The sequence below is a fragment of the Mucilaginibacter ginsenosidivorans genome (assembly GCF_007971025.1).
Classification (GTDB): Bacteria; Bacteroidota; Bacteroidia; order Sphingobacteriales; family Sphingobacteriaceae; genus Mucilaginibacter; species Mucilaginibacter ginsenosidivorans.
The window spans coordinates 3,100,307-3,123,383 of record NZ_CP042436.1; the positions used below are offsets into that span (position 1 = coordinate 3,100,307).

Here is a 23,077-nt window from a genome sequence, read left to right on the forward strand (position 1 = left end):
CTTAACGGGGCTCCCAGTAATTTCCGGACAGGATGATCATATCCAATAATTTGATGCTATTATCGTAATAATCATAATCTTTCAACTTAAAATGTACCAGGTAATCCCAAACGGCATTTAACCATTGCTGGTTCTTTTTATCCACCATTGCAGAAACCGCAAACGGACCGATAAAGCTGAGTGCTTCAAAATACCGGCCCTTGATATCGTTCCCTGCTAAAGTATATCCTGCCGAAATATTATCCGGGTTGCCGCTTGTGGTCTCGCGTATCCAGTGGTTTATCTTGTCGTTGATGGCTTTGCCCCTTGGGTCGCCTGTCAAAAGGTAATCCGTAGCTATGCGCCAGGGTACGCGGCAGGCATTGTAGTTGTAATAACCGTCGTATTTTGATTCAAGGAAATGCGGTTTAGCCGGTTCGGCTTTCTTGTTGATGTTGATGATAAAGTCAGGTATCAGTCCCGCGTCGGCACTATACGTTTGCGCCATGTAAGCAAATAAATTATAATTACCATTGACAACATTTTTCCATCGGGCGTCGCCTGTCGCTATTTCAAAAGCCTTATAGTTTGCCGGCATAAAATCGGATGAGCGCATATCGAAGTAATCCTTACTGTCATACTCAACTGCATCACTTAACTTCACCGACCAGGTGTTTGGGTTGATCTCGTACCTCATTATTGCATTGATCATCCATCGGGCCTCCTTCAGATAGTTAATGGCGCCCTTGCTTCCCCATTGTTTATTGGCCAGCAACAAGGAATAGGCAATATCCATGTCGCCGTCGGTGGCCGAACTTTGGTCAATGTCGCGGCAGCTTTTATTTTGCGCCCAGGCCATCAGGTAATGGTGATTGTTGCGGTGTGCCTTGTAATAATTAAAGAGACCATCGTAAGTTGCCTTTGCAGAAGGGTCGGCGCCTGCCATAAGAGCAGTAATGATCATACCGTAACCCTGACCCTCGGACACACATTGTTTTTCGCCTTTTCGCTCGAACCACACATAATATTCATTGGTATTGCAACCTGTTTTAATGTAGCGTTGCTTCCACTGCCTGTAAAAATCGAGTGCAAGCCCGTCTAATCGCTGCTGTGAAATATGATTTGGTTTAATTACCCCTTTGTGATACGGAACATGCTGGGGAAAGGGTTTAGCCGCTTGTTGTGCCCCTGCAATGATGCTGATGGATAATAGAACTAAAATAGCCGGGAAATATTTGAAAGGCATAGAACTCAAACGATGATTACTGAACCAAAGTACCCGGATCGAAATATTATTGCAGACTTTTAACGATCTCTCCTCCAACGGCGTCAATACTTGCCCCTGAATTTGAAAGCACCACCACAGCCAGCTTCCCTTCCGGATTGAAAACCAAAAAGCTGCTGCAACCATAAGTGCCGCCATTGTGAAAATAATATTCTGCCCCACCTATATTGATAATATGCCAGCCAAGGCCGAGTTTAATATCCTTATCAAACGTAACCTTATGTGTTAATTCAAACGCTTTGGATAACCTGGTATTTGCTGCCGTCATGTTTGCTTTGGCGTAGATGAGCAGATCAGTAACAGTTGACCGCAGCGATCCGCATGGGGCCAATATGCCAAAATCCCAGGCAGGGGTTTCCTTGCCGTTTTCGTTGTACACAGCAACAAATCGTTGTTTAAGCGCGAGGGTAAGATGCTGTGCGGTGCTATTCATGCCAAGTGGCTTACAGATCAATTCTTCAACCATTTGCTCAAAAGTCTTGCCGCTAACCTGCTCCAATATGGTCCCAAGCAGCCCAACTCCTAAGTTAGAATACGCATATTTCTCGCCCGGTTTGCCCGCCAGCTTACAGGTTTTCAGGTAGGTGAACAGGTGTTGCTTTTCGTAGTCCTTGTACGGGTTCAGCGGGTCAAGATCGTGGTTATCCAAATTATCGGGCAGCCGGGGCAAACCCGAGGAGTGGTTGCTCAGCATTTGCAGCGTGATCCCTTTCAGTTCCGGGTTGACCGATACCGAGTCGGGAAGGTATCTGGTTATCGGGTCGTCCAATTTAACTTTTCCCTCGTTTGCATAATAAGCCAGCAAAGTCGCGGTGAAAGTTTTGGTGATGGACCCGATCTCGAATAAAGTATTCGCACCGGGCAATTGGTTGTTCCCCCATTTTGTTTCGCCGTAGTTATAGGTAGTGATCGCCCCATTGCGTAGTATGCCGATGCTCAGGCCAACCGTGTTGGTTTTCTGGATGTATGGCCTTACGGCCGAATCAACCTTTTTGTCGGTTTGATTTCTCATCAGGTTGGTAGTTGCAACCGGTTTTGGCTTGTTACCGGCTTCCTCTTTGTAAGGCTGAAAAAGGAAGAGCCCGATCTTGCCCTTGTCATCCAGATTCATCCAAAGCTGCAGGGCCATGGAATCAAATGTAAGTTTGTAGCGGGCATCTTTATTATTGACGAAGGCGATCAGCGAGGAGTTTTTTATCTGGCCGAGCGGGAACAATTGGCTGGTACAAACGTACCGAAAGGCGTCAGGAGTTAGCGCCTCCCGGAATTTTTCGCCGGCAAAAGCGTAAATAGAATCCGGCTGTTTGGCGTTAAAATATTTTTTTACAAGATTAAATACAGAATCTGTTTTATACTGCTGAACGCTTTGGGCCGATGCAGCTAACCCAGAAAACAGTGTAAGCAAAACAGCAATTTGAATTTTTATCATATCAGGTCATCAAACGAAATTTTATTTGATATAAAATCAGTGCTCAGAGGATCGGTCAACCGGGCAAATCTTTTTTCTTTAAAAACCCACAAAATTCTAAATAAAATAATCCCCGTAATAATACCGGAAAGATAAGAATATCCAATATAGGCAAACATACTGCCCGGTTCAGACAAGATTTTCCAGAAGAGCGATGAAAAACATACAGCAAATACCAGGCTTGATGCCAGGGAAAAACCGGCTCCGGTAATAATGCCGCCGTCCCTGATGCAATATCGCCATATACCGTAACTCCTTGTCTCTCCCCACTTTTTGGTAAATTCAATATTGATAATATCTTGTTGGGTGAGCCCTTTGGCCTTTAATTTTTTGATCTGTTTAAGTCTTTCCGGGAAACGAAATAAAGAGATTATTACATCGATTAGAAATATTACTATCCAGTACCAGGCAACAAAATAAGAAAGTAAGAGAGAGATACTGAAATATATAATCAGTCCTTTATAAGCATGTCTCCAAAATAATTTAAAAAGGTCGAGATTCATAGCATAAAGATACTAATCAACCAGTAAACGGGTGAAATAAGGAAACAAAAACGCCTGTTTTATTAAGGACCGTTTTTTTCTTTTTGCCGGAAAACAGTGCATAATCTTTATACCTGGTGTAAATAGCAGTTAATACGATAAATGCTCCTGAATATTTAGTCAACGTGAAATCGTTCCTGAAATGAAGCAATGCATCATGTATAAATGAACATACGCCAAGAACAACAGCTATCGATAGCAAGTTATTCATGACGAATTTTAAAATCTTGTTCATTTTTTATTGTGTTTGCCCCGCCAGCAGGTACAATACCGCCATACGTATGGCCACGCCGTTTTCAACCTGGTCGAGGATGATGGATTGCTTGCTGTCGGCAACGTCGCTGGTAATTTCAACGCCCCGGTTGATAGGGCCCGGGTGCATAATGGTTATCTCTTTATCCAGTGAGTCGAGTATTTGCTTGTTTAAACCGTAGAGCATGCTGTATTCGCGTAGCGAAGGGAAATATTTGATGTCCTGGCGCTCTAATTGTATACGCAGCATATTGGCCACATCGCACCAGTTCAGGGCCTTCAGCAGCTCGTGTTCAACTTTAACACCCAGTGCGCCTATATATTTTGGTATCAGGGTTGTCGGTCCGCAAACCATAACTTCGGCGCCTAATTGTTTCAAACAAAGTATGTTCGAAAGCGCAACACGCGAGTGGAGGATATCGCCTACAATGGCCACCTTTCTGCCGGCAACATCGCCGTATTTCTCACGGATAGAAAAAGCATCCAGCAGCGCCTGGGTTGGGTGCTCATGTGCGCCGTCACCTGCATTTACTATTTGTGCCCTGACGTGCTTTGAGAGGAATATTCCTGCGCCTGCATAGGGGTGGCGCATTACCACCATATCTACCTTCATGGCCAGGATGTTATTTACTGTATCGATCAGCGTTTCGCCTTTACTTACGGACGATGACGACGCAGCAAAGTTTACCACATCAGCAGACAGGCGCTTTTCGGCCAGTTCAAAAGATAAGCGTGTGCGGGTCGAGTTTTCGAAGAAGATATTGGCGATAGTCACATCACGCAGCGAAGGCACCTTTTTTATCGGGCGGTTTAATACCGACTTGAACTCATCCGCGGTTTCGAAAATCAGTTCAATATCTTGACGATTTAAATCTTTGATGCCTAATAAGTGCCTTGTGCTTAATTTTGCCATATTATATTCTTTGAATGTTAAACACCGTCTATTAATATCGAACACCGAATATCGAATGTCGAATAATGAAGTACCGCTTTATTATTTAGCCGGCGTTCAAAATTTCATTAAGTTACTTCAAGTTATTCTTTTTTGCAGTTTCAATGCTTTTGACGAAAATCGCTATCAGTTGATTACACTCGTCTTTGGCAGTCAATACTTTATCTATATCGTGCAAATTTTTTCTTTCGATGATTTTTATAGAGATAAGTGACTCGCGCAATTCCTTTAGTATGATTTTCATTTTGTGGATGAAATCATTTCTTGATTCTGCAGATTGCGCCTCTCCATAGTTTAAAGATGGCGAACACCCCGATCTCACCAATTGGCCTCCTATGTAGTTTCCAAGTCTTGTGCCGGGTAAATTATCGACAATGTCAGATACTATAATTGCAAAATCTATCAGTCTTTCTTCTAAATCGTACTTATTATCTTTCATTGTTATAAAACTTCATCATTCGATATTCGGTGTTCGATATTCGATATTCAAATTCACTTACTTTCTGATACTAAGACAATTTTATCCTCCCCGTCGGTTTCATTCCAGCTTACTACTACTTTTTGTGATGCGATAGAGTCCACCTCGATGCCGACATAGTCTGCTTCAATAGGCAGGTGCCTCGAATACCGCCTGTCTACCAGCACCAGCAATTCCACTTTTTCCGGCCGGCCGAAATAAAGCATGCCGTCCATGGCTGCACGAATGGTGCGGCCTGTCCACAACACATCGTCAACCAGTATCACTTTTTTACCTTCAATTATGAAATCAATTCTTGTTTGATTAGGCACCAGCTGTTTTTCGCCACGGCGGAAGTCGTCGCGGTAAAAAGTGACATCCATATCGCCTTGCAAAATGGTTTTGCCGGGTAATATTTTGCGTAATTCTTCGGCAACGCGCCGGGCAAGGTAAATACCACGCGGTTGTGTGCCTATTAATACGGTGTTTGAAAAATCGTCATGATTTTCAATAAGCTGGCGACATAAACGCTGTATGGTTATCTGGAACTTCGGACCGTCGAGCAGCGTGAGGTTTTGCATCGTTGGGTGGATTTGGGCAAAGATATAGTTTAGATGTGAGATTTTAGATAGGAGATTTGAGATTGTTTGCTGCACAATGGTTAAGGTAAATTCGAAATCGAACATTCGAAATTCAGAAATACATACGATAGGGTAAACTCACCTTTCAATTTTTTCTGCATCAAATACGGCAATTAGCTGATATATTTACCTTAATAAAACTAATCATACATCACAATGAAATTTATCCATAAAGCGCTGTTTGCGGCAATAATTGCCTGTATGGCCTCTGTTCAATGCTTTTCGCAGGAGAATGCGGCGGAGAGCCTGCCAAAAGACTACCTTACAAAAGAGTTCCATGCCGGGCGCAGGGATGCGCTGCGCAAACTGATGCCTGCCAACTCGGTGGCTGTGGTATTTGCTTATCCCGAGCGGGTATTTTCAAATGATGTGAATTATGTCTATCACCCTAATCCCGATCTGTATTATTTTTCGGGGTACAAGGAGACCAGCGCTGTGCTGCTTATTTTTAAAGAAATGCAGCATGGAGCCGACGGAGATTATAATGAATTATTCTTTGTGCAAAGCCGTGATCCGCGGCGGGAACAGTGGACAGGCAGGCGATTGGGCGTGGAAGGTGTAAAAAATCAACTGGGTTTTGCTAAAGTTTATAACAGCGAAGAGTTTGCCAAATACGCGGTCGACTTAAAAAAGTATAAATTGTTTTATGATAATTTCCCAATTGATGAAGGTAATATGAAGCCACTTTTCGATGCTTTCAGGGCTAAGGCCGAAGTACAGAGTATCGCGCCGGGGGTATCACAAACTTTAGGGATAATTGCCAAATACGGTTCGCCACGAAATATCGACAGGATACTGGATTTTTATGCGAAGGGAAAACAGGATGACCCTGATTTTAAGAATAACGAGTTGTTACAGTCGGTTATCAGTAAGCATGATTCGGTTTCGCTGGTTGCATTTAAGGCGAAATACAGCGAACAATTTGGCGGAGTGACCGGTTACAGTGACTTTACGAACGAACTGCGGGGTGTGAAAACTGCTGAAGAGATGGATCTGATGCGGAAGACCGTCAAAATATCCAGCCTTGCCCATGCTGAAGCCATGCGTGCAGTAAAACCACAAATGTCTGAGACAGAACTGGAGGGCATTATGCTTTATGTGCATAAACATTACGGTGCAGAGGATGAGGGTTATCCGCCGATAGTAGGGGCAGGAGCGAACGGCTGTATCCTGCATTACGAAGAAAATAATGCCACCCAGGTAAAAAACCAACTGGTACTGATGGATGTAGGTGCGGAATATCACGGCTATTCGGCCGATGTGACCCGGACTTTCCCTGCCAACGGCAAGTTTACGGAAGAGCAAAAAGCCATTTACCAACTGGTGTACGATGCGCAGGAAGAGGTTTTTAAATTGTGCAGGGACGGTGTGCCTTACAGTGACCTGGAAGTAAAAACCAGGGAAGTGCTTTCAGCCGGGCTGATAAAATTAGGATTGATCAAGGATGCGAAAGATGTAGGCAAGTACTACCCGCATGGCGTTTCGCACCACCTGGGGCTGGACGTTCATGATAAAGGTGCATACGGTGGGCCGTTAAAAGAGAATATGGTGATAACCGTTGAGCCGGGTATTTATATCCCTGCCGGCAGCGATTGTGATAAAAAATGGTGGAACATTGGCGTGCGTATCGAGGACGATGTTCAGATAGGTAAAGACCACGGGATACTGTTATCAGGCGATGCGCCCCGCAAATGGCAGGACGTTGAAAAGACTGTAGCGGAGAAAAGTGTTTTTGATATGGGGCGGTTTCCGGAGTTGAAGTAGGGACTGTCGTCAGTGGGGAAGCTGACGACGAGGCGTGCGTTGTCTCGTGCCGGAAAGCGACTGCGGAATTGTAAACGCAAAATTAAATGAAATTAAAAAGGAAAGAGGCGATAGTTTTATTATCTTTTCTTAAGTTCCTCAATTCTTCCGCGGAAGAAAGGGAACGAATGATTGAAAATGCTTTAGCGGAATCAGGAATCGACAGAAAATTATCAGAGGATATCTCCAATTATTATGGCAGAAAGTACGTCGAATCTGAATTTAATTTGTATCATAATGATTATTTAAAGGCTTTGATGTCAAATTACTTAAGGCTTGATATTGAAATAATTGGTAAAAGTCCCCAATTAATATCTTGCCCTTGCTGTGGGTATAAGACATTGCCCACGAGAAGTGAATATGATATTTGTATGGTTTGCTATTGGGAAGATGATGGTTTAAGTGGAAGTGATGCAAATAGGTATAGCAGCGTTAATAAAATGACACTGGATGATGTAAAAAGGAATTTTGAAAATTTGGGCGTCATTGCAGTTGAATTTTTGAGACACGTAGACCAAGATAGACTACTTCAATTTGAAAAGCCCAATGCTTAGATGTGCCTCCCTACAAGATGGAAGAGTGGCACTGACTTTGCTGCTGCAAGATATGTAGGGTGCGGCGTATAATAGTTTCATTTATTCAACATCGGCCGATAACTGCTCCAGTACTTTTAAAGCCTTGCCGGCGTCGGCATGGGCTACAAAGATATGATCATGATGATAAGCTGCGACCATATTGCAACTTATTGCATTTTCGGCCAGCGCTGCCGAAACCGCGGCTGTTAGTCCAACAGCTTCAAGCGACGAATGAACGGCCAGCGTTATCCATGCAGCAGTGTATGAATAAATTAAATTAAGCCGGTCCGCTGTATGCCTGTTGAGGATAACGGTTATAGTCTCAGCCTCTCTGAATAGTCCTATTATATCTTCGGGTTTTATCTCAGCCAGTGATGCCACAGCGCAAAAAACATATTCACCCTCATTCAGTTTAGGGGTCATGTTTTTTAATAAAGAATTGATATTAGTTTCCCCGGCCATATTAAAAGTAAAACTACTAAAAAGCCCCGCTCGTTTCCGGGCAGGGCTTAAAGGATTTAATTTATTTAAGCTTATTTGGCTTCTTCTTCTGATTTCTTCTTTTTGGCCTTGCTTTCAGCGCCTTCCATCTGTTCTTTCAGCTGGGCAAGCACGCTCAGGTCGCCTAAAGTAGATTTCTCAACCGAGTCTTTCACTTTCTTAACCGCGTTTACAGTAGCTTTTGCTTCTTTCTTGCGGCTGTCGTTCTCCTGGTTCCTAACCTCGTTACGGGCTTCTTCCCAGATACGTGCATGTGAAATTACGATGCGTTTGCTTTCCTTGTTAAACTCAATGATCTTGAATTCGGCAGCTTCTTCAGCTTTAAGGCTCTTGCCATCTTCTTTCACAATGTGTTTGGTAGGGGCAAAACCTTCAACACCGTAAGGCAAAGCAACAACTGCACCTTTATCGGTTACTTTCAATACGGTACCTTCGTGGATAGAATCCAGGGTGAAGATAGTTTCGAAAGTATCCCATGGGTTTTCTTCCAGTTGTTTGTGACCCAGGCTAAGCTTGCGGTTCTCAACATCCAGTTCAAGTACAACCACGTCTAATTTCTCACCAACTTTGGTGAACTCGTTAGGGTGATTTACTTTCTTGGACCATGAAAGGTCAGAGATGTGGATCAAGCCGTCGATGCCGTCTTCCAGTTCAACAAACACGCCAAAGTTGGTCATGTTTTTAACTGTGGCAACGTGCTTGGTGCCTACTGCATATTTATCAGCAGCATTCTGCCATGGATCGGGAGTCAGTTGTTTGATACCCAGTGACATTTTGCGCTCGTCGCGGTCCAGTGTCAATACCTGTGCTTCAACCTCGTCGCCAACTTTCAGGAATTCCTGCGGGTTGCGCAAGTTTTGAGACCACGACATTTCTGATACGTGGATCAAACCTTCAACACCCGGGATGATCTCGAGGAACGCGCCGTAATCGGCAACGGTAACAATTTTGCCTTTAACTTTTGAACCCACCTGGATGTTTTCGTCAAGCGACTGCCAAGGGTGCGGGGTCAATTGTTTCAAGCCAAGGGCGATACGTTTTTTCTCGTCATCAAAGTCGAGTACAACCACGTTGATCTTCTGATCAAGCGACAATACTTCGCGCGGATGCTCGATACGGCCCCATGAAATATCGGTGATGTGTAGTAAGCCGTCAACACCACCAAGGTCGATGAATACGCCAAAGTCGGTAATGTTCTTAACGGTACCTTCCAATACCTGGCCTTTTTCGAGTTTGGCCACGATCTCGGTTTTTTGGTTTTCCAAATCGTCTTCGATCAGCACTTTGTGCGATACCACTACGTTTTTAAACTCGTGGTTGATCTTAACAACTTTGAATTCCATTGTTTTGCCCACATAGATATCGTAATCCCTGATAGGTTTGATATCAATTTGCGAGCCTGGTAAAAAGGCTTCAACGCCCATTATATCTACGATCAAACCACCTTTGGTCCTGCTCTTAACAAAACCGGTGATAATTTCGTCGTTATCCAATGCACTATTTATTCTTTCCCATGATTTCTGGGTTTTTGCACGTTTACGCGAAAGTACCAACTGTCCGTTAGCATCTTCCTGCGATTCAACAAAAACCTCAACCGAATCACCGATCTTCAGATCAGGTGTATCACGGAATTCAGACACAGATACCAAACCGTCGGATTTAAAGCCGATATTCAATACCACATCTTTACTGTTGATACTTACAACAATGCCGCTGATGATCTCGCCTTTGTTGATAGAACTGAAAGTTCCATCATACATTTTCTCGAATTTTTCGCGGTCGGCATCATTATAATTACCGAATTTTTTGTCGTCAGCGTCCCAGTCGAAATCTTCTGCGGCGGCTGCAATTTTTGATTTGATCTCTTCGATCGACAATGAATCAGCTTCTGATTCAATGTTCTCTTTTTCCTTGGTCGCGGTAACTACATCGAGTTCTGCTTCCTTAGCTTTTAATTCTTTTTCTGCTTCTTGTTTTTTTGCCAAAATAAATTTTCTCCTTTTCCCAATGCAATTGGGACTGCAAAGGTACGGATATATTTTATTGTAATAAAAAATATTTTAATGTTAAATACTGGCTTTGAAGCATTTTGATGAGGATTGCACGGTTTTTATTGAGATGATTTTACCGATGGGGGTAAGAAGATTACACCGATTGCAGGTTTTTGTCTTTAGCTTTCGGCCTTCAGCTTTAAATCTATCTCCTTAAATATCGACATAAAATTATGCTGCAAGCCATCGCGATAAGCTGATAATACCGCATTCATCCGCCCTTCGTGTTCTATTGTAAAAGGATCGTTCCAGATACGCATGCAGATACGTTTAAGGGCGTATGATATCTGCTGGGTATCGGCATAGGTTTCCAGGTATCGGCTTTTTTTGAAGTTATCATAAAAGCGGAAAAATTTGGCCGTTTCTGCAAGACCAGAAAAGTTGAGGAACTCTTTTATAGTATCCAGGTGGCAGGAGCGGAGATGGCTGTAAAAATCGTCGACGGATACTTTATCGGTGGTCAAAAGTAAATTATCCAGTATTAACTCCAGGGCGATGTGCCCGAGGAAAAAAGGTTTTACCGGTGAGCCTTGGACAGCCGGGGTCAGCAATTTTCTAAGCTCGCTTGAGCGTGTGATAAAAAAAACAGAAGAATGAAAAAAACGGTCGACCAGGAGGTGTTTGCGCCAGCCAAGTATAATGTCGTTTATCTGGGTATCCGGATGGACAAGTTTTTCGGGGTGGATGACGATCGTTTTATCCGCATTTTTCAAAAGATCGGGCAATACTGTTCCCAGTGTATGGTAACAGTTCGTGGTGTCCCGGTCGAAATAAAAATGCGATAGAAAATTCATATATGTTCACTTCCGGATAGTTTTATTTTTCAAGATACGCAGTTTTTTTTTGATTGCGCCGATTTTATACAATGATTACACCGATTTGATGGAATGATTACACGGTTTATTAAGAACGATTACGCCGATTTTCGTATATCTTTGCGCTTTTTAGAATTAGATAAATGAATTTTGTTGAAGAACTACGCTGGCGGGGTATGCTGCACGATATTATGCCCGGAACTGAAGAATTACTGAATACAGGTATGGCCTCTGGCTATATCGGTTTTGACCCGACGGCAGATTCGCTGCATGTTGGCAGCCTGGCGCAGATAATGACATTGATACATTTTCAGCGTGCCGGGCATAAGCCGTTTGCGCTGGTTGGCGGCGCAACCGGTATGGTGGGCGACCCGTCGGGTAAATCGGCCGAGCGTAATTTATTATCTGAAGATGTTTTGCAGCATAACCTGCAGGGCATCCAGAAGCAACTGGAGAAATTTCTTGATTTTGACCGCGGCGCCAACAGCGCCCAGATGGTGAACAATTACGATTGGTTTAAGAATTATACTTTTCTGAATTTCATACGCGATGTGGGCAAACATATCACGGTAAATTATATGATGGCCAAGGATTCGGTGAAAAACCGTATTAGCGGCGATACCGGAATGTCATTCACGGAGTTTACTTACCAATTGGTGCAGGGCTACGATTTTTACTATTTATGGAAGCATAACAATTGTGTGCTGCAAATGGGAGGTTCGGATCAGTGGGGCAATATTGTGACCGGTACCGAACTGATACGCCGTAAGGACGGGGGTGAGGCTTTTGCTTTAACTACTCAATTGATAAAAAAAGCGGACGGTTCCAAATTTGGTAAAACCGAAGGGGGAAATATATGGTTGGACCCAGAGAAGACGTCGCCGTATAAGTTTTACCAGTTTTGGCTCAATACCAGCGACGAGGATGCAAAATCATATATCCGCATATTTACTTTGTTCGACCGCGAAGCGATAGAGGCTTTAGAAGCCGAACACGCATTGGCACCGCATCAGCGTGCTTTGCAGAAAGCTTTAGCAAGGGATATTACCATACGCACCCATGGCGAAACGGAATACAATAAAGCCGTGCAGTCATCCGATTTTTTGTTTGGTAATACCGGTATCGAATTTCTTGGGGAGTTAAGTGAGGCTGAAGTACTGGGGATATTTGAGGGTGTGCCCAATTTTAAAGTTTCGTTGACAGAACTAAAGCAAGGGGTCAATATTACTGACCTGCTGGCGGTAAATACCGCAGTGTTTCCGTCAAAAGGCGAAGCCCGGAAAATGATACAGGGGGGAGGGGTAGCTATCAACAAAAGCAAAGTGGCCTCGCCGGATGATACTTACACCGCCGATAACCTGGTAGGCGGCAAATTCCTTGTCGCTCAAAAAGGGAAGAAGAATTATTTTTTAATTGTCGGGGAATAATTTGGATTTTAGACAAAATGTAATTATTTTTGGATAAATGTCGTACGAAGAGAAACATAATCCGGAAATTTACGTTAACGAGCCAATGGCTCTGTATGTAACTAAAAGCAGTGGAAGTTTATTCAATAACCTGTTCGGCAGTAATGCCAAACAGGTTGCCGCGATGACTGATTTCGACATGCTGCAGCTTACCCGCAGTGGCTTGCCCAAGCATTTACTTTTGTCTTTAGCCAAGCGGATATCCCTTACCATTCAGGAGTTTGCGGATATTATGCACATTTCTGAACGCACTTTGCAGCGTTACGATGATAATGCCATTATCAAAACCGAATACGCTGAAAAAGCTGTTGAGCTTGCCCGCCTGTATACACGCGGCGAGGAAGTATTCGGCTCGCTTGATAAATTTAAAACCTGGATGAAAACCCCGCTTCATGTCTTCAAGGGTGAAACACCCGTTTCTCTTTTGGATTCGTCCGTTGGCTTCGATATGGTTTTTAAAGAGTTGGGCCGTATCGAGCACGGTATTTTTGCCTGATGATCCTTTACCGTATAACCAATGCCAAATATGCTGATGACCTTAGCGGTAATGGTGCGCGTTTATATGGCGGGCGCTGGAACAGCGAAGGCAAACCCATGGTATACCTGGCGTCGTCCCGATCATTGGCTGTGCTGGAATCTTTAGCTCATTTTGTAGCAACGAATATACCGGATGACTTTTTGATGCTGACTATCGAGGCTCCTGACGATTTTTTGGACATACCTGAAAATATATTGCCCGATAACTGGAATGAATACCCGGAACAGCATATTGTGAAACAAATAGGCAATTCATTTTTGCAAAGGAATGAGTATTTGCTGCTAAAAGTGCCTTCGGCACTGGTGCCCGAGGAATTCAATTACCTGATGAACCCGCTGCATCCAAAGGCAGCCAAAGTGAAGATCATCAATAAAGCCCCGTTCAGGTTTGATGACAGGTTGGTAGGACAGTAGTTATTAAAGATCGCTCAGCAACTCCAGTTTCTTGGCGTTGTATTCATCCTGCGATATAAGGCCCTGGTCGAACAAAGTGCGAAGCTTTTTGAGTTTTTCCGTTAATTCATCCCTTTTTGGCTCTTCCTGCACAGGCGGGGCAGCTGCTATTGAAGGTGCAGCTGTAACCGGTTCAGGTGCCGGCGCTGCAGGCTGGGGCGTTGTTGCTGCGTGGTCAAAATTAAATGAACCGGATTCGGCACGTTTTTCTTCCAGTTCGCGCTGGCGGCGCAGTTCGCGTTCTTCTTCTTTGCGACCCTGTGCGTATTGGTACAATTTGCGGGCCTGAACTTTGGGCAGGTAATCTACGCCCATTTCGGCCTGGTTGGTGGTTTTTACCGTAAATATAGCGCCGATTATCTCTTCCTTGATAAAGACATCCACAATATCCTTCCACACAAAATCTATGAATTTTATAGAAAGCCCAAGGTTAGCCGGCGTAAAAAACAAGACCCTTTTATTGGTCAGCGCCACGCAATCGGGCAATATATTTACCAGCGGTTTCTTTTGCGTAGCTATGTAAATTATCTCCTCGCCCGTGGTCAGCAGGTCGACTAATCGTGTATATACTTTTTCAACCGCTTTGGGGTCCTGCTGGTCGTTCAAAAATTTGTCCATCATAACATTCATCAATTTTTGATGTGAACGCAAAAATAATGATTAATTGTATTGGTATGGTTGAATAAGTTAGATTAAGTTGATTAAGTTGAACCATGCTACTGCGATTTTATTTTTAACTTAATCAACTACTTAACTGATCAACTGACCAGCAGATTACAACCGCGTATATCCGAATTATCAAATCGCCCCAATACTTCGAACGATCCATCGGCATAAAGCTTGCCAAGGTCCTGCGTGGCAATGAACGAACAGGAATTGATATTGGCAAGGTCGATAACATTAATACCGCCGGTTTGGCCATTACTGAGAACTGACATCGGGTCGTTTGTATCGCGGGTGATGATCTTCATCCATGGCGGGCAATTGAATATACCCTCACCTTTTGAATAAGCCTGCGACAGTAATTCGGTCATGCCATATTCTGAATGAATTGACTTTACGCCAAAGCCTTTACACAACGTTTGATGCAGTTCCTCGCGTATCATTTCCTTTCGCCTGCCTTTCATGCCGCCTGTTTCCATTACGATCAGCTCCGGGAAATCTATTTGATAATTCTCCACAAAATCAAGCAGCGCAAAAGTAACCCCGATAAGCAAGGTTGGTTTATTTATAGTCTTTTGCTTATTCAACTGTGCGAACAGCTCATCATGGTTATAAAGGAAAAAACCGCTATCGGAATTTTTAGAGCTTTCTACCAGGTCTTTTGCCATATAAATCAGAGAAGAACCTTCGCGTTCGAGGTAGGAGGGCAGTAGCGCCAGTACACAGTAATTTTTAATATCGCCATAGAATATTTCGAATGCGCGGCGGAAACTTCCCTCGTACCAGCTTAAATCGGTAACCAGGTGTTTGCTGTTGATCATCCCGGTTGTGCCGGAGCTTGTAAAAGTGACCTGCACCTCTTCATCTGTACTTAATATATCGTGCGATTTGAAGAAACTGATAGGCAGAAAGGGTATGTCCTCAACTGTTTTAACCGAATTTACATCGACACCAAGATTGGTAATGAAATCATTGTAAACAAGACAAGAACTGGCCTGGAAGCGAAATACCTGCAAGGCTGCATCAATAAATTGCCGGTTGTTGCTTATCGAAAATACCTGCTGTTTGTTAGGCTTATCCATGGTGCAAAGATAGGCGGATGTGCAGATATGCAAATGTGAAAATATACAGATGCCCGAATGGGATAAGTTTGGCGGCCATGACGGCATGTATAACTTTGAAAATCCCGTGACAAAACAAGTAGGTAACTTTGCCGTTTAGGAAATATCAAGTTACAGACTATGAAAACGATCAAATTTTTAGGTATCCCATTAATGTTGAGTTTATTCCTGCTGATGACATCGGCTAAGCCCATAGGCGATAAGGAGACCGAGCGGATACATGCAGCGGCAAACGTGTTAAAAGACTTTAGCACCATGAAAGAAAAGATCCCGCACGACCTGATAGAATCTTACGAAGGTATTGTGATAATCCCCAAACTGATAAACGCCGGGTTGGGGATAGGTGGTAAGCGCGGAAAAGGTGTGGCCATTGTAAAACTTGCTGACGGCAGTTGGAGCAACCCGGTTTTTATTACCCTGACAGGTGGCAGTATCGGTCCGCAGATCGGTGTACAGTCGGTGGACCTGGTGATGGTTTTTAAGCATAAGGGGGTGTTAACCAAAGTCGAAGACGGTGACTTTACCATAGGAGGTGATGCATCGGCCGCCGCAGGACCGGTTGGGCGAACAACCTCCGCTAACACAGATTACAAATTAGAGGCCGAGATCTATTCTTATTCCCGCAGCCGGGGGCTTTTTGCCGGTGTTAGCATCAATGGTTCCAGTTTGAACATAGATAAAGATGCTATAAAAGGTTACTACGGCGATAATGTAACCGCCAGCGATGTTTTTGCCAACGGTAACAGTAATACCGATGCCGTTAAACTGCTAAAAACGACTTTGGCAAGTTTATAAAATAAGCTCAAATGAAAAGCTAAAACGCTGATTTGGCGTTTTAGCTTTTTTGATTAAGAGGGGTAACGATCAGGCAAATGGGTCCTCGTCGGCGCTTGGCCCATATACGGAAGGAATGGGTACATCCAATATCCTGAGATAGCTTACCAGTTCGCCGCGGTGGTGATAAAAATGATTTAGTACCAGCAGCCTTGAAAATAACGATCTGGATATGGAAAAAATACTATGGTCGTTTTTTATCAGGTCCCACTTTTGCGCGCCCCAATCATCGCTTATTCGGCCTAACAACTGTAGTGCCCCGGCCAGGCTGGTTTCGAAATTTTCCAGTATCTCGTTTTTTGAGGCTGGTATGTGGTGGGCCGTCAGAACTTCCACATTGGTTCGGCCATCATTGGCAAATGACAGGTTATTGCCGGGAATGGTAGCAACATGGAAAGCGAGTTGTCCCAGTGGCATAGCTTTATCATGCGGCGCCCAAGCTAATTTTTCTGCCGGTATTCGTTCTAATAGGCGCCTGGTTGAAGTTGCTTCAAATTCAATTTCTGCGATCAAATCTTTTGGGTTCATAATTTTTTTTTGTTTTAATGTTATTAGGCAAAACTAATTTGACCACGGACCGCAAAAAGGTATCAAAAGATACAACCGGGATAAATTAATTTGAGCGGTACCGGTAATAATTCCTGATCATGACGATGATCGTGATGATAGAGGAAACAGCCATCACAGGAAAGTATATCCTTTTGCGTAACGGCTGAAATTGTTGTGGAATGAATTTAATGGACATCCTCGTCAGCATAATGCCGAAAGCGAGCGTTAGCAGGAACAAGATCGCATATTTAACCGTGGGATTGCTGAACTGCATGGAACAAATGATCATCAGCACCATACCTACCGTAGCCGGTATACACGCCGTAACCTGGAAAAAACCGAATTGAAAATAATAGCCGAAAAGGCCAACCATGCTGCAAATGATGAGGACCGAAGCGTGCAGGCGCACTAATTTTACCGTATTCATTTTGTATTGATATTGTTGTTCAACACAAAACTACGGCCGTCTTATCCCTCAAAAAGGTATCTTTTGATACAAGCCCGAATTATAGCCCCGTAATCCTGATACTGCCGTGGAGCAATTGCAATTTGCCTTCCTGTTCAAAACGCTTCAATATTCTCGAGATCACAACCCGGGTTGTGCCTAACGCGTTTGCCAGTGCGAGGTGAGTGATGGGTATATTTCGGGTGTTTTCCCGCGAAGAATAGCTTTTAAGGTAATTGATAACTCGTACCTCTATGGTATCAAATGCTACGGTTCGGAAAAGGTCAAGCAATTCATTATAGCGACTTTGGAAGGTGCGGATCACAAATTCGTTCCAGGGGTCATACCGGCGCTGCCATTCTTTGATAAAGCGGGTGGGTACGCAAAGTATCCCGGTTTGGGTGTCTGCGATAGCTGTCGACGGGCTTTCGACGTTGAAAAAACATGATGATAACGACATGATACACGTTTCGCCGGGCTGAACATAATATAGCAATATCTCCCGCCCGTCCGATTGCTGCGATACCCGCAGTGATCCACTGATAACCAGCGGCAACACTTTCAGATATTGCCCTTCGCGTATGATAACCTCGCCGGCGGCTGCGGTAATGAAGGTGGCATGCTCCATTATTTCCCGTTCCAGGTCGGGCCGTTGTAACATCGGGAACACCTCCGCCAGGCGTGATCTTATTTCCATTGCTGTAAAAGTAAGTAACGCAATGTTAGGGTGCGGAAGTTTCCCGGTAATAGTAAAGTCAAAATATTTTCCAGCTTTCCCTGCCTATGCAAAAAAAATCCCGGTACGCCGGGACTTTTCTTTGCATTTTATCATTTACTATCTCAATCGTCAAATCCCGTATCTCTCAGTTTGATAAAATCGTCCAGCGTATCCAGCTTGATGCCTTTGCTTTTCATTTTTTTGATGTACGAGGCTGTAACACCATGGTTGCGCAGGTCTTCAGCTTTTTCAAGGCTGATGTTTTTGAACCCAAGATCGTTGATGCTTTTAATAAACCCGGCGGTAACACCGTGATCGCGCAGGTCCTGGGCCTTATCGAGGGTGATATCTTTGTAGCCTAATTTCTGCATGCTGTTCACATATTCTACAGTAACGCCGTGGTCGCGCAATTCCTGCGCCTTATCCAGCGTCATGTTAGGGTAACCCAGCTTTTTCAAACTGGCAACATATTCTGTAGTCACGCCGTGATCGCGCAGATCCTGTGCCTGGTCGAGTGTTACATTCGGATCGCCCATTTTTTTGAGGCTGGCAATATAATCCGCAGTAACGCCATGGTCGCGCAGTTCCAGCGCCTTGTCCAGCGAAAAGCCTTTATATCCCATCTGGTGGATGCTGGCTATGTATTTAGCCGTCACCCCATGCTCCCTTAGTTCCACCAATTTGTCTATCGGCTGGTGCCCGTATCCTTCCGCTTTAAACATAGTAAAATAATCTTCCAGCACTTTCCGACTCATGTTTTGCTCGGCCAGGTCCTTAAACTGGTCGTTTGAAATGGAGGGATAGCCATTATCCTTCATAAAGTCAAAATATGCCTTATTAATGTCGGTGAAGAAAACCGCCAGCATCAGCTCATCGTCAAGCCCACTGTAGCCCTTTTGCTCCAGGTACGATTTAAATGATGCATTTTGCTCAAACGTATAAGAGCCGTGGCCCCAGTGGTCCTGGAACACGCCTTTGAAGGTCATCTTTCCCGATTCGCGGCTTAGTGTAAATTCGCCTATCTTTCCGGCAGGCAGTGTACCCAACTCGGCCATCGTAAAATTCCGGCCGTTACTCCAATGCCTGCCATAAAATTGGATATTCACTATCCCGTCCTTCACCACAGCGTCCCATGTGCCGGGCGAATGCCCCCACCTGTCCTGCTCTTCGTCCTCTGATTTCGCCTTTTGCTGAGAGAATGCGGTACCCGCAAATGAAGTGCTTAAAGTAAGCACCGCAAAGCAGCTTATGATTGTTTTCTTATTCATCTTTAAAATTTTCTTATTGCTTTTAGTCTCTATTCACCACTCACCATTCACCACCTTAATTAAACGAATTCTTGATCTGTATATACTTGCGCAGACTGGTGGATTTGAATCCTTTTTGCTGCATCGAGGCAACATACTCGGGCGTAACGCCGTTCGATTTCAATGCGGGCAGTTCGTTCAGCGGGATATCGGTAAAACCAAGTTTCTTAAAGCCATCCACGAACGATGGTTTGATATCCAGCGATTTCAAGGCAATAATGTTATGCGCATCGATATCCTTATAGCCCATATCCATAAAGCCTTTGATAAAAGCAGGGGTAACCTCCATCGATTTAAAAGCTACCAGCGAACGGATGGGAATGTTAGTGTAACCGATATCCGTAAAGCCTTTGATGTAGGCGGCTGTTATATTCATTGATTTGAACGAGATAATATCATGGGCCGCTACATCTTTATAGCCCATATCGTTAAGTCCCTTGATAAACTCCGGCGTAATATCCATCGATTTAAAAGAGATCAGCGAATGGATAGGGGTGTTGGTATAACCAATGTCATTGAAACCTTTGATGTAGGCGGCATCGATATTCATCGATTTAAAGGCAACAACATCATGCGCGGGTACATCCTTATAACCCATAGCGGCAAGTTCATTGATATAAGCAGGCGTAATATTCATTGATTTCATGGCGATAAGCTGGTGAACGGAAATGTCGCTATAACCAGCCGACCTGATGCCCTGTATGAAAGATTCGTCCACCTTCATAGCCGACATGGCAACCAAATTATGTGACTTAATATCTTTAAAACCGTTTTTAGCCAGCATGTCTACATAGCTTTTTTTCAGGTCGACCATGAAAAACGAGAATGCGTCGCGGTCCTTTACATCGGTAACGCCCGAGCTTTTTATATAATCGTCAAACGCTTTGTTGGCGCTGAATTTATAAGTACCAAAACCCATATCGTCATCAAACTTGCCGTTAAAAACAATTGTCCCGGCGTCGCGCGTCAACGAGAATTCACCTTTCTGGCCTTTCGGCAGGTTCGGGAATTCGCTCAGCGCGAAGTCAGCATCGTTCGACCAATGATTATCGTCGCTGTCCGCCCGGAACTCTATCCTGATCTTGTCTCCTTTAATTGTGGCAAACCATTTGCCTTCGGTCATATCGGGGCCAATAACGTTTACATCTACATCAATGTCGCCCACGTCAATATCATCTACGCTTACCTGCGGGTCGATGTTTATTGCCGGGCTGATATCTGCGATAACCGGGTTTACCGGCGGTATAACAGGATGTACCGGTGCAATAACTGCGGTAACAACAGGACTAACCAGGGGTGCTACCGTTGTAACTACCTGGGCGTTAACACTTGTGGTGCAAAGCAACAGGCTGCCTGCTGCCAAAAGGCACTTGCGGAAAAGGGCCGGTATAGTTGAATTGTTCATGCGATTTATTTTTTTAATTGATGATCGCTAAAGTTCAGCAAAAACAATACTAATCTATTAGGACAAATACTAATTGATTAGTATTTATAATCAGTTAATTATAACTTATTGATTATCAGTAATAAAAATTATAGAAAATTTGCTTTCCTTATTGGTGTGAATGGTGGTTGTAATAAAATCCTGTATCGAAAACGGACAGTAGGGCGTTCGGTTATGGTACGGAACATGTCAGTCGCCCCAATACGATCTAAGACTTTTTAACGCTACCCGAATACGCGCTCCTTAACACATTGTTAATATATTTTACCAAAATGAAAATAATGCCGATATTAATGCCTACCTTGCGCACTTAATTAAAAAGAAGCATAATGCAAAAAGAAGGAACAGTGAAATTTTTCAACAACACTAAAGGTTTTGGATTTATTTCACCGAGTGACAACAGAGAAGACATCTTTGTTCACTCAACAGGACTCATCGACGACATCCGCGAAAATGACCGCGTACAGTACGAAGAGCAAACAGGCAAAAAAGGCCTAAACGCAGTAAACGTAAAAGTTATTTAAGCAATCACTATAAGTTACTCGTAAAGCATCCGCCATACGGCGGGTGCTTTTTTGTTTTATGGCTTTCAGCCGATCTGGAAATTTATAGGAATGCCGGCTTTATTGGTCTTGCGGCCTGGGCGCCTGTAAGAATAAGAATAAAAACGGGCTTGTGCGATTCCTTCCCTGGGGAAGGGGAGGAAGGGGTAATAAAGCGGCGAAACCCCTCCCGGTCTCGTCACTTTCCAGCCGCACCCCTCCCGAGGGAGGGATTTAGATCTTCCCGATATATTTGGTGATGTACCTGAGAAAATTTATCCGTCTGCAATTCTCTTCCTCCCCAAATACCTGCGCACCGGTATATCGTAAAATACCATGACCAGCCAGGCCACGCCAACCAGCAAAATGACAGAGGTAATTACAACCACGGAAAACTCGGTAGTGCCTGGTTTATGCGATGCATAATAGTTCCCGAACATCCATAGCGCCGCATAATGGGTCATATACAGCGGGTATGATATTTTGCCGGAGAACACGCATATTTTTCTAAGCCCTTCGCTCAGTTTGGCGCCGGCACCCAGGGCAACTATCAGCGGGAAATAGAACAATACTACTAAAGGTTCGGTCAGCCAGTTCCATTTGGAAAATGGCATAATAAAGGCCGCGAATACCAGTACCAACATAAGCCCGAAACCAAGCTTCGACCGGATGATCCAGTTAAAACGGTAAACCAGCATGCCCGCCAAAAATGAATAGGCTACCCGGGCTCCCCCGTCCCAAAAGGTGCCGCCGCTCCAGCCGCCCATCAGGTTGCCGGTGCGGTAACAAACAAAACAAAGCGGAACAGTCATTAAAAGGGTAAGCAACAACAACCAGCGTTTATGCAGTTTGCTCAAAATAAAGGCATAAAAATATTGGCGATGTACTCCCAAAACAACGACCACGCCGGTGCATTTAAGTTGAAAAGGTTAAACGCCCGTTCCGTTACCACCGGGAAGGGGATAAGCAGGATAGAACAAAGGAATATCAACGCTATTCGCCCGGTGCTGTACAACTCCGGGTGGCCGCCAAACGGGTCGAACAGGAAAGTTATCAGGCCAAGCACCGAACCCATAATTACCATCGGGTGCAGCCGTATCAGCCGTGATTTAAAAAATTCCATCACACCCATCTTCCCGATACGGTCGTCGTAAGCATAAGCGATCACAAAACCTGACAGGCAGAAAAAGAAATCCACAGCCAAAAATCCATGCCCGATAAAGTTCTTACTGTAATCGGAAATGGCCATTTCCATAAAATGAAAGGTCACGACTGATAGCGCAGCTACCCCGCGTAATCCATCGAGAATTTCAAAATGTGGTTTGGTTTTTAATATCGCCGGTGTTTGTAGCTCCATACTTATTCATCCCGTTGGTCTATTAACAGGGACACTAACGTCAAGAATAGCGAATATTACCAAATCCGCCAAATCATCCTGCTGGGACATTGCCTGATTGCCCGGGCGGCGCTTCCTGGGGTGGCTGCTGCTGCGGCGTTATCTCGGGCGGTATCCGGTTCGGATCCTCTTGGGGTATCTGCGGTGTTTTTGGATCGCCGGGGCGTTCTATTTCGGGTTTATGCGGCGTCACGGGCATCTCTTCCTTTTCGCCAGGGAATGTTTTCTTTTGCATGGTGGATTTTTTGATCTTATATAGATAACATATTAAGCGACGTTTG

Annotated in this window: 25 protein-coding genes and 1 pseudogene; 7 read left to right on the plus strand and 19 right to left on the minus strand. The window is 44.2% G+C overall.

Annotation, left to right across the window (positions count from 1 at the left end; translation table 11 throughout):
* Nucleotide 1 precedes the first annotated feature (1 nt).
* The 7 genes from FRZ54_RS14170 to pyrR form a co-directional block, all read right to left on the minus strand.
* The gene (locus tag FRZ54_RS14170) at nt 2–1,225 is read right to left on the minus strand and encodes a glycosyl hydrolase family 8 (protein ID WP_187359629.1); all 1,224 of its coding nucleotides are present in this window, start codon (nt 1,223–1,225) and stop codon (nt 2–4) included.
* Nucleotides 1,226–1,271: 46 nt separating this feature from the next.
* On the minus strand, nt 1,272–2,693 hold the full coding sequence (locus FRZ54_RS14175; RefSeq protein ID WP_147032249.1) for a serine hydrolase domain-containing protein: 1,422 nt from the start codon (nt 2,691–2,693) through the stop codon (nt 1,272–1,274).
* Complete coding sequence (locus FRZ54_RS14180) at nt 2,690–3,235, minus strand: hypothetical protein (protein WP_147032250.1); 546 nt, start codon at nt 3,233–3,235, stop codon at nt 2,690–2,692. Before FRZ54_RS14180 ends, FRZ54_RS14175 begins: the two co-directional genes overlap by 4 nt.
* A 16-nt stretch (nt 3,236–3,251) precedes the next feature.
* Nucleotides 3,252–3,509, minus strand: coding sequence for a hypothetical protein (locus FRZ54_RS14185; protein ID WP_147032251.1), 258 nt, complete (start codon nt 3,507–3,509; stop codon nt 3,252–3,254).
* A gap of 3 nt (nt 3,510–3,512) precedes the next feature.
* Entirely contained in the window at nt 3,513–4,439 is a 927-nt protein-coding gene (locus FRZ54_RS14190; RefSeq protein WP_147032252.1) for an aspartate carbamoyltransferase catalytic subunit, read from the minus strand.
* A 112-nt stretch (nt 4,440–4,551) separates the two neighbouring features.
* Complete coding sequence (locus tag FRZ54_RS14195) at nt 4,552–4,917, minus strand: four helix bundle protein (RefSeq protein WP_147032253.1); 366 nt, start codon at nt 4,915–4,917, stop codon at nt 4,552–4,554.
* A gap of 53 nt (nt 4,918–4,970) precedes the next feature.
* Nucleotides 4,971–5,516 carry a bifunctional pyr operon transcriptional regulator/uracil phosphoribosyltransferase PyrR gene (gene pyrR / locus FRZ54_RS14200; RefSeq protein ID WP_147032254.1) on the minus strand — a complete coding sequence of 182 codons (546 nt, stop codon included), beginning with the start codon at nt 5,514–5,516 and terminating at the stop codon, nt 4,971–4,973.
* Between the two features lie 216 nt (nt 5,517–5,732).
* Here pyrR and FRZ54_RS14205 point away from each other — a divergent pair, with 216 nt between their 5' ends.
* Together FRZ54_RS14205 and FRZ54_RS14210 are read left to right on the plus strand one after the other, a co-directional pair.
* Nucleotides 5,733–7,340 carry an aminopeptidase P family protein gene (locus FRZ54_RS14205; protein WP_228462491.1) on the plus strand — a complete coding sequence of 536 codons (1,608 nt, stop codon included), beginning with the start codon at nt 5,733–5,735 and terminating at the stop codon, nt 7,338–7,340.
* Nucleotides 7,341–7,426: 86 nt separating this feature from the next.
* A complete protein-coding gene (locus FRZ54_RS14210; RefSeq protein ID WP_147032255.1) occupies nt 7,427–7,933 on the plus strand; it encodes a CPCC family cysteine-rich protein in 507 nt (168 codons plus the stop codon).
* Between the two features lie 81 nt (nt 7,934–8,014).
* Here the strand turns inward: FRZ54_RS14210 and FRZ54_RS14215 are convergent, their stop codons facing one another.
* The 3 genes from FRZ54_RS14215 to FRZ54_RS14225 form a co-directional block, all read right to left on the minus strand.
* Nucleotides 8,015–8,416: an ACT domain-containing protein gene (locus FRZ54_RS14215; RefSeq protein ID WP_147032256.1), complete on the minus strand. Its 402-nt coding sequence runs from the start codon at nt 8,414–8,416 to the stop codon at nt 8,015–8,017.
* A gap of 71 nt (nt 8,417–8,487) precedes the next feature.
* Complete coding sequence (gene rpsA, locus FRZ54_RS14220; RefSeq protein WP_147032257.1) at nt 8,488–10,440, minus strand: 30S ribosomal protein S1; 1,953 nt, start codon at nt 10,438–10,440, stop codon at nt 8,488–8,490.
* A 185-nt stretch (nt 10,441–10,625) separates the two neighbouring features.
* Nucleotides 10,626–11,300 carry a hypothetical protein gene (locus tag FRZ54_RS14225; protein ID WP_147032258.1) on the minus strand — a complete coding sequence of 225 codons (675 nt, stop codon included), beginning with the start codon at nt 11,298–11,300 and terminating at the stop codon, nt 10,626–10,628.
* Between the two features lie 164 nt (nt 11,301–11,464).
* Between FRZ54_RS14225 and tyrS the strand changes: the two genes are divergently transcribed.
* From tyrS to FRZ54_RS14240, 3 genes are read left to right on the plus strand one after another with little or no spacing between them, the layout of a single operon-like run.
* Nucleotides 11,465–12,748 carry a tyrosine--tRNA ligase gene (gene tyrS, locus FRZ54_RS14230; RefSeq protein ID WP_147032259.1) on the plus strand — a complete coding sequence of 428 codons (1,284 nt, stop codon included), beginning with the start codon at nt 11,465–11,467 and terminating at the stop codon, nt 12,746–12,748.
* A gap of 37 nt (nt 12,749–12,785) precedes the next feature.
* Nucleotides 12,786–13,283, plus strand: coding sequence for a type II RES/Xre toxin-antitoxin system antitoxin (gene parS, locus FRZ54_RS14235; RefSeq protein ID WP_228462492.1), 498 nt, complete (start codon nt 12,786–12,788; stop codon nt 13,281–13,283).
* Nucleotides 13,283–13,738 carry an RES family NAD+ phosphorylase gene (locus FRZ54_RS14240; RefSeq protein WP_147032260.1) on the plus strand — a complete coding sequence of 152 codons (456 nt, stop codon included), beginning with the start codon at nt 13,283–13,285 and terminating at the stop codon, nt 13,736–13,738. Before parS ends, FRZ54_RS14240 begins: the two co-directional genes overlap by 1 nt.
* Before the next feature lie 3 nt (nt 13,739–13,741).
* Here FRZ54_RS14240 and FRZ54_RS14245 read toward each other — a convergent pair whose 3' ends face one another.
* Both FRZ54_RS14245 and FRZ54_RS14250 read right to left on the minus strand, forming a co-directional pair.
* The gene (locus FRZ54_RS14245) at nt 13,742–14,398 is read right to left on the minus strand and encodes a PH domain-containing protein (protein WP_228462493.1); all 657 of its coding nucleotides are present in this window, start codon (nt 14,396–14,398) and stop codon (nt 13,742–13,744) included.
* A 137-nt stretch (nt 14,399–14,535) separates the two neighbouring features.
* A complete protein-coding gene (locus FRZ54_RS14250; protein ID WP_147032261.1) occupies nt 14,536–15,522 on the minus strand; it encodes a LuxE/PaaK family acyltransferase in 987 nt (328 codons plus the stop codon).
* Nucleotides 15,523–15,681: 159 nt separating this feature from the next.
* Between FRZ54_RS14250 and FRZ54_RS14255 the strand changes: the two genes are divergently transcribed.
* On the plus strand, nt 15,682–16,356 hold the full coding sequence (locus tag FRZ54_RS14255; protein ID WP_147032262.1) for a lipid-binding SYLF domain-containing protein: 675 nt from the start codon (nt 15,682–15,684) through the stop codon (nt 16,354–16,356).
* Nucleotides 16,357–16,425: 69 nt separating this feature from the next.
* Here the strand turns inward: FRZ54_RS14255 and FRZ54_RS14260 are convergent, their stop codons facing one another.
* The 5 genes from FRZ54_RS14260 to FRZ54_RS14280 form a co-directional block, all read right to left on the minus strand.
* Complete coding sequence (locus FRZ54_RS14260) at nt 16,426–16,923, minus strand: DinB family protein (protein ID WP_147032263.1); 498 nt, start codon at nt 16,921–16,923, stop codon at nt 16,426–16,428.
* Nucleotides 16,924–17,008: 85 nt separating this feature from the next.
* Nucleotides 17,009–17,371 carry a hypothetical protein gene (locus FRZ54_RS14265; protein WP_147032264.1) on the minus strand — a complete coding sequence of 121 codons (363 nt, stop codon included), beginning with the start codon at nt 17,369–17,371 and terminating at the stop codon, nt 17,009–17,011.
* Nucleotides 17,372–17,450: 79 nt separating this feature from the next.
* Nucleotides 17,451–18,086 carry a Crp/Fnr family transcriptional regulator gene (locus FRZ54_RS14270; protein ID WP_147032265.1) on the minus strand — a complete coding sequence of 212 codons (636 nt, stop codon included), beginning with the start codon at nt 18,084–18,086 and terminating at the stop codon, nt 17,451–17,453.
* A 143-nt stretch (nt 18,087–18,229) separates the two neighbouring features.
* The gene (locus tag FRZ54_RS14275) at nt 18,230–19,375 is read right to left on the minus strand and encodes a hypothetical protein (protein WP_147032266.1); all 1,146 of its coding nucleotides are present in this window, start codon (nt 19,373–19,375) and stop codon (nt 18,230–18,232) included.
* 55 nt (nt 19,376–19,430) lie between these two features.
* Entirely contained in the window at nt 19,431–20,819 is a 1,389-nt protein-coding gene (locus tag FRZ54_RS14280) for a hypothetical protein (protein ID WP_147032267.1), read from the minus strand.
* Between the two features lie 368 nt (nt 20,820–21,187).
* Here FRZ54_RS14280 and FRZ54_RS14285 point away from each other — a divergent pair, with 368 nt between their 5' ends.
* Nucleotides 21,188–21,382: a cold-shock protein gene (locus tag FRZ54_RS14285; protein ID WP_147032268.1), complete on the plus strand. Its 195-nt coding sequence runs from the start codon at nt 21,188–21,190 to the stop codon at nt 21,380–21,382.
* 293 nt (nt 21,383–21,675) lie between these two features.
* Here FRZ54_RS14285 and FRZ54_RS24990 read toward each other — a convergent pair.
* Both FRZ54_RS24990 and FRZ54_RS14295 read right to left on the minus strand, forming a co-directional pair.
* Nucleotides 21,676–22,757, minus strand: a pseudogene (locus FRZ54_RS24990) (acyltransferase family protein).
* Between the two features lie 73 nt (nt 22,758–22,830).
* A complete protein-coding gene (locus tag FRZ54_RS14295; RefSeq protein WP_147032269.1) occupies nt 22,831–23,031 on the minus strand; it encodes a hypothetical protein in 201 nt (66 codons plus the stop codon).
* Between the last annotated feature and the right edge of the window lie 46 nt (nt 23,032–23,077).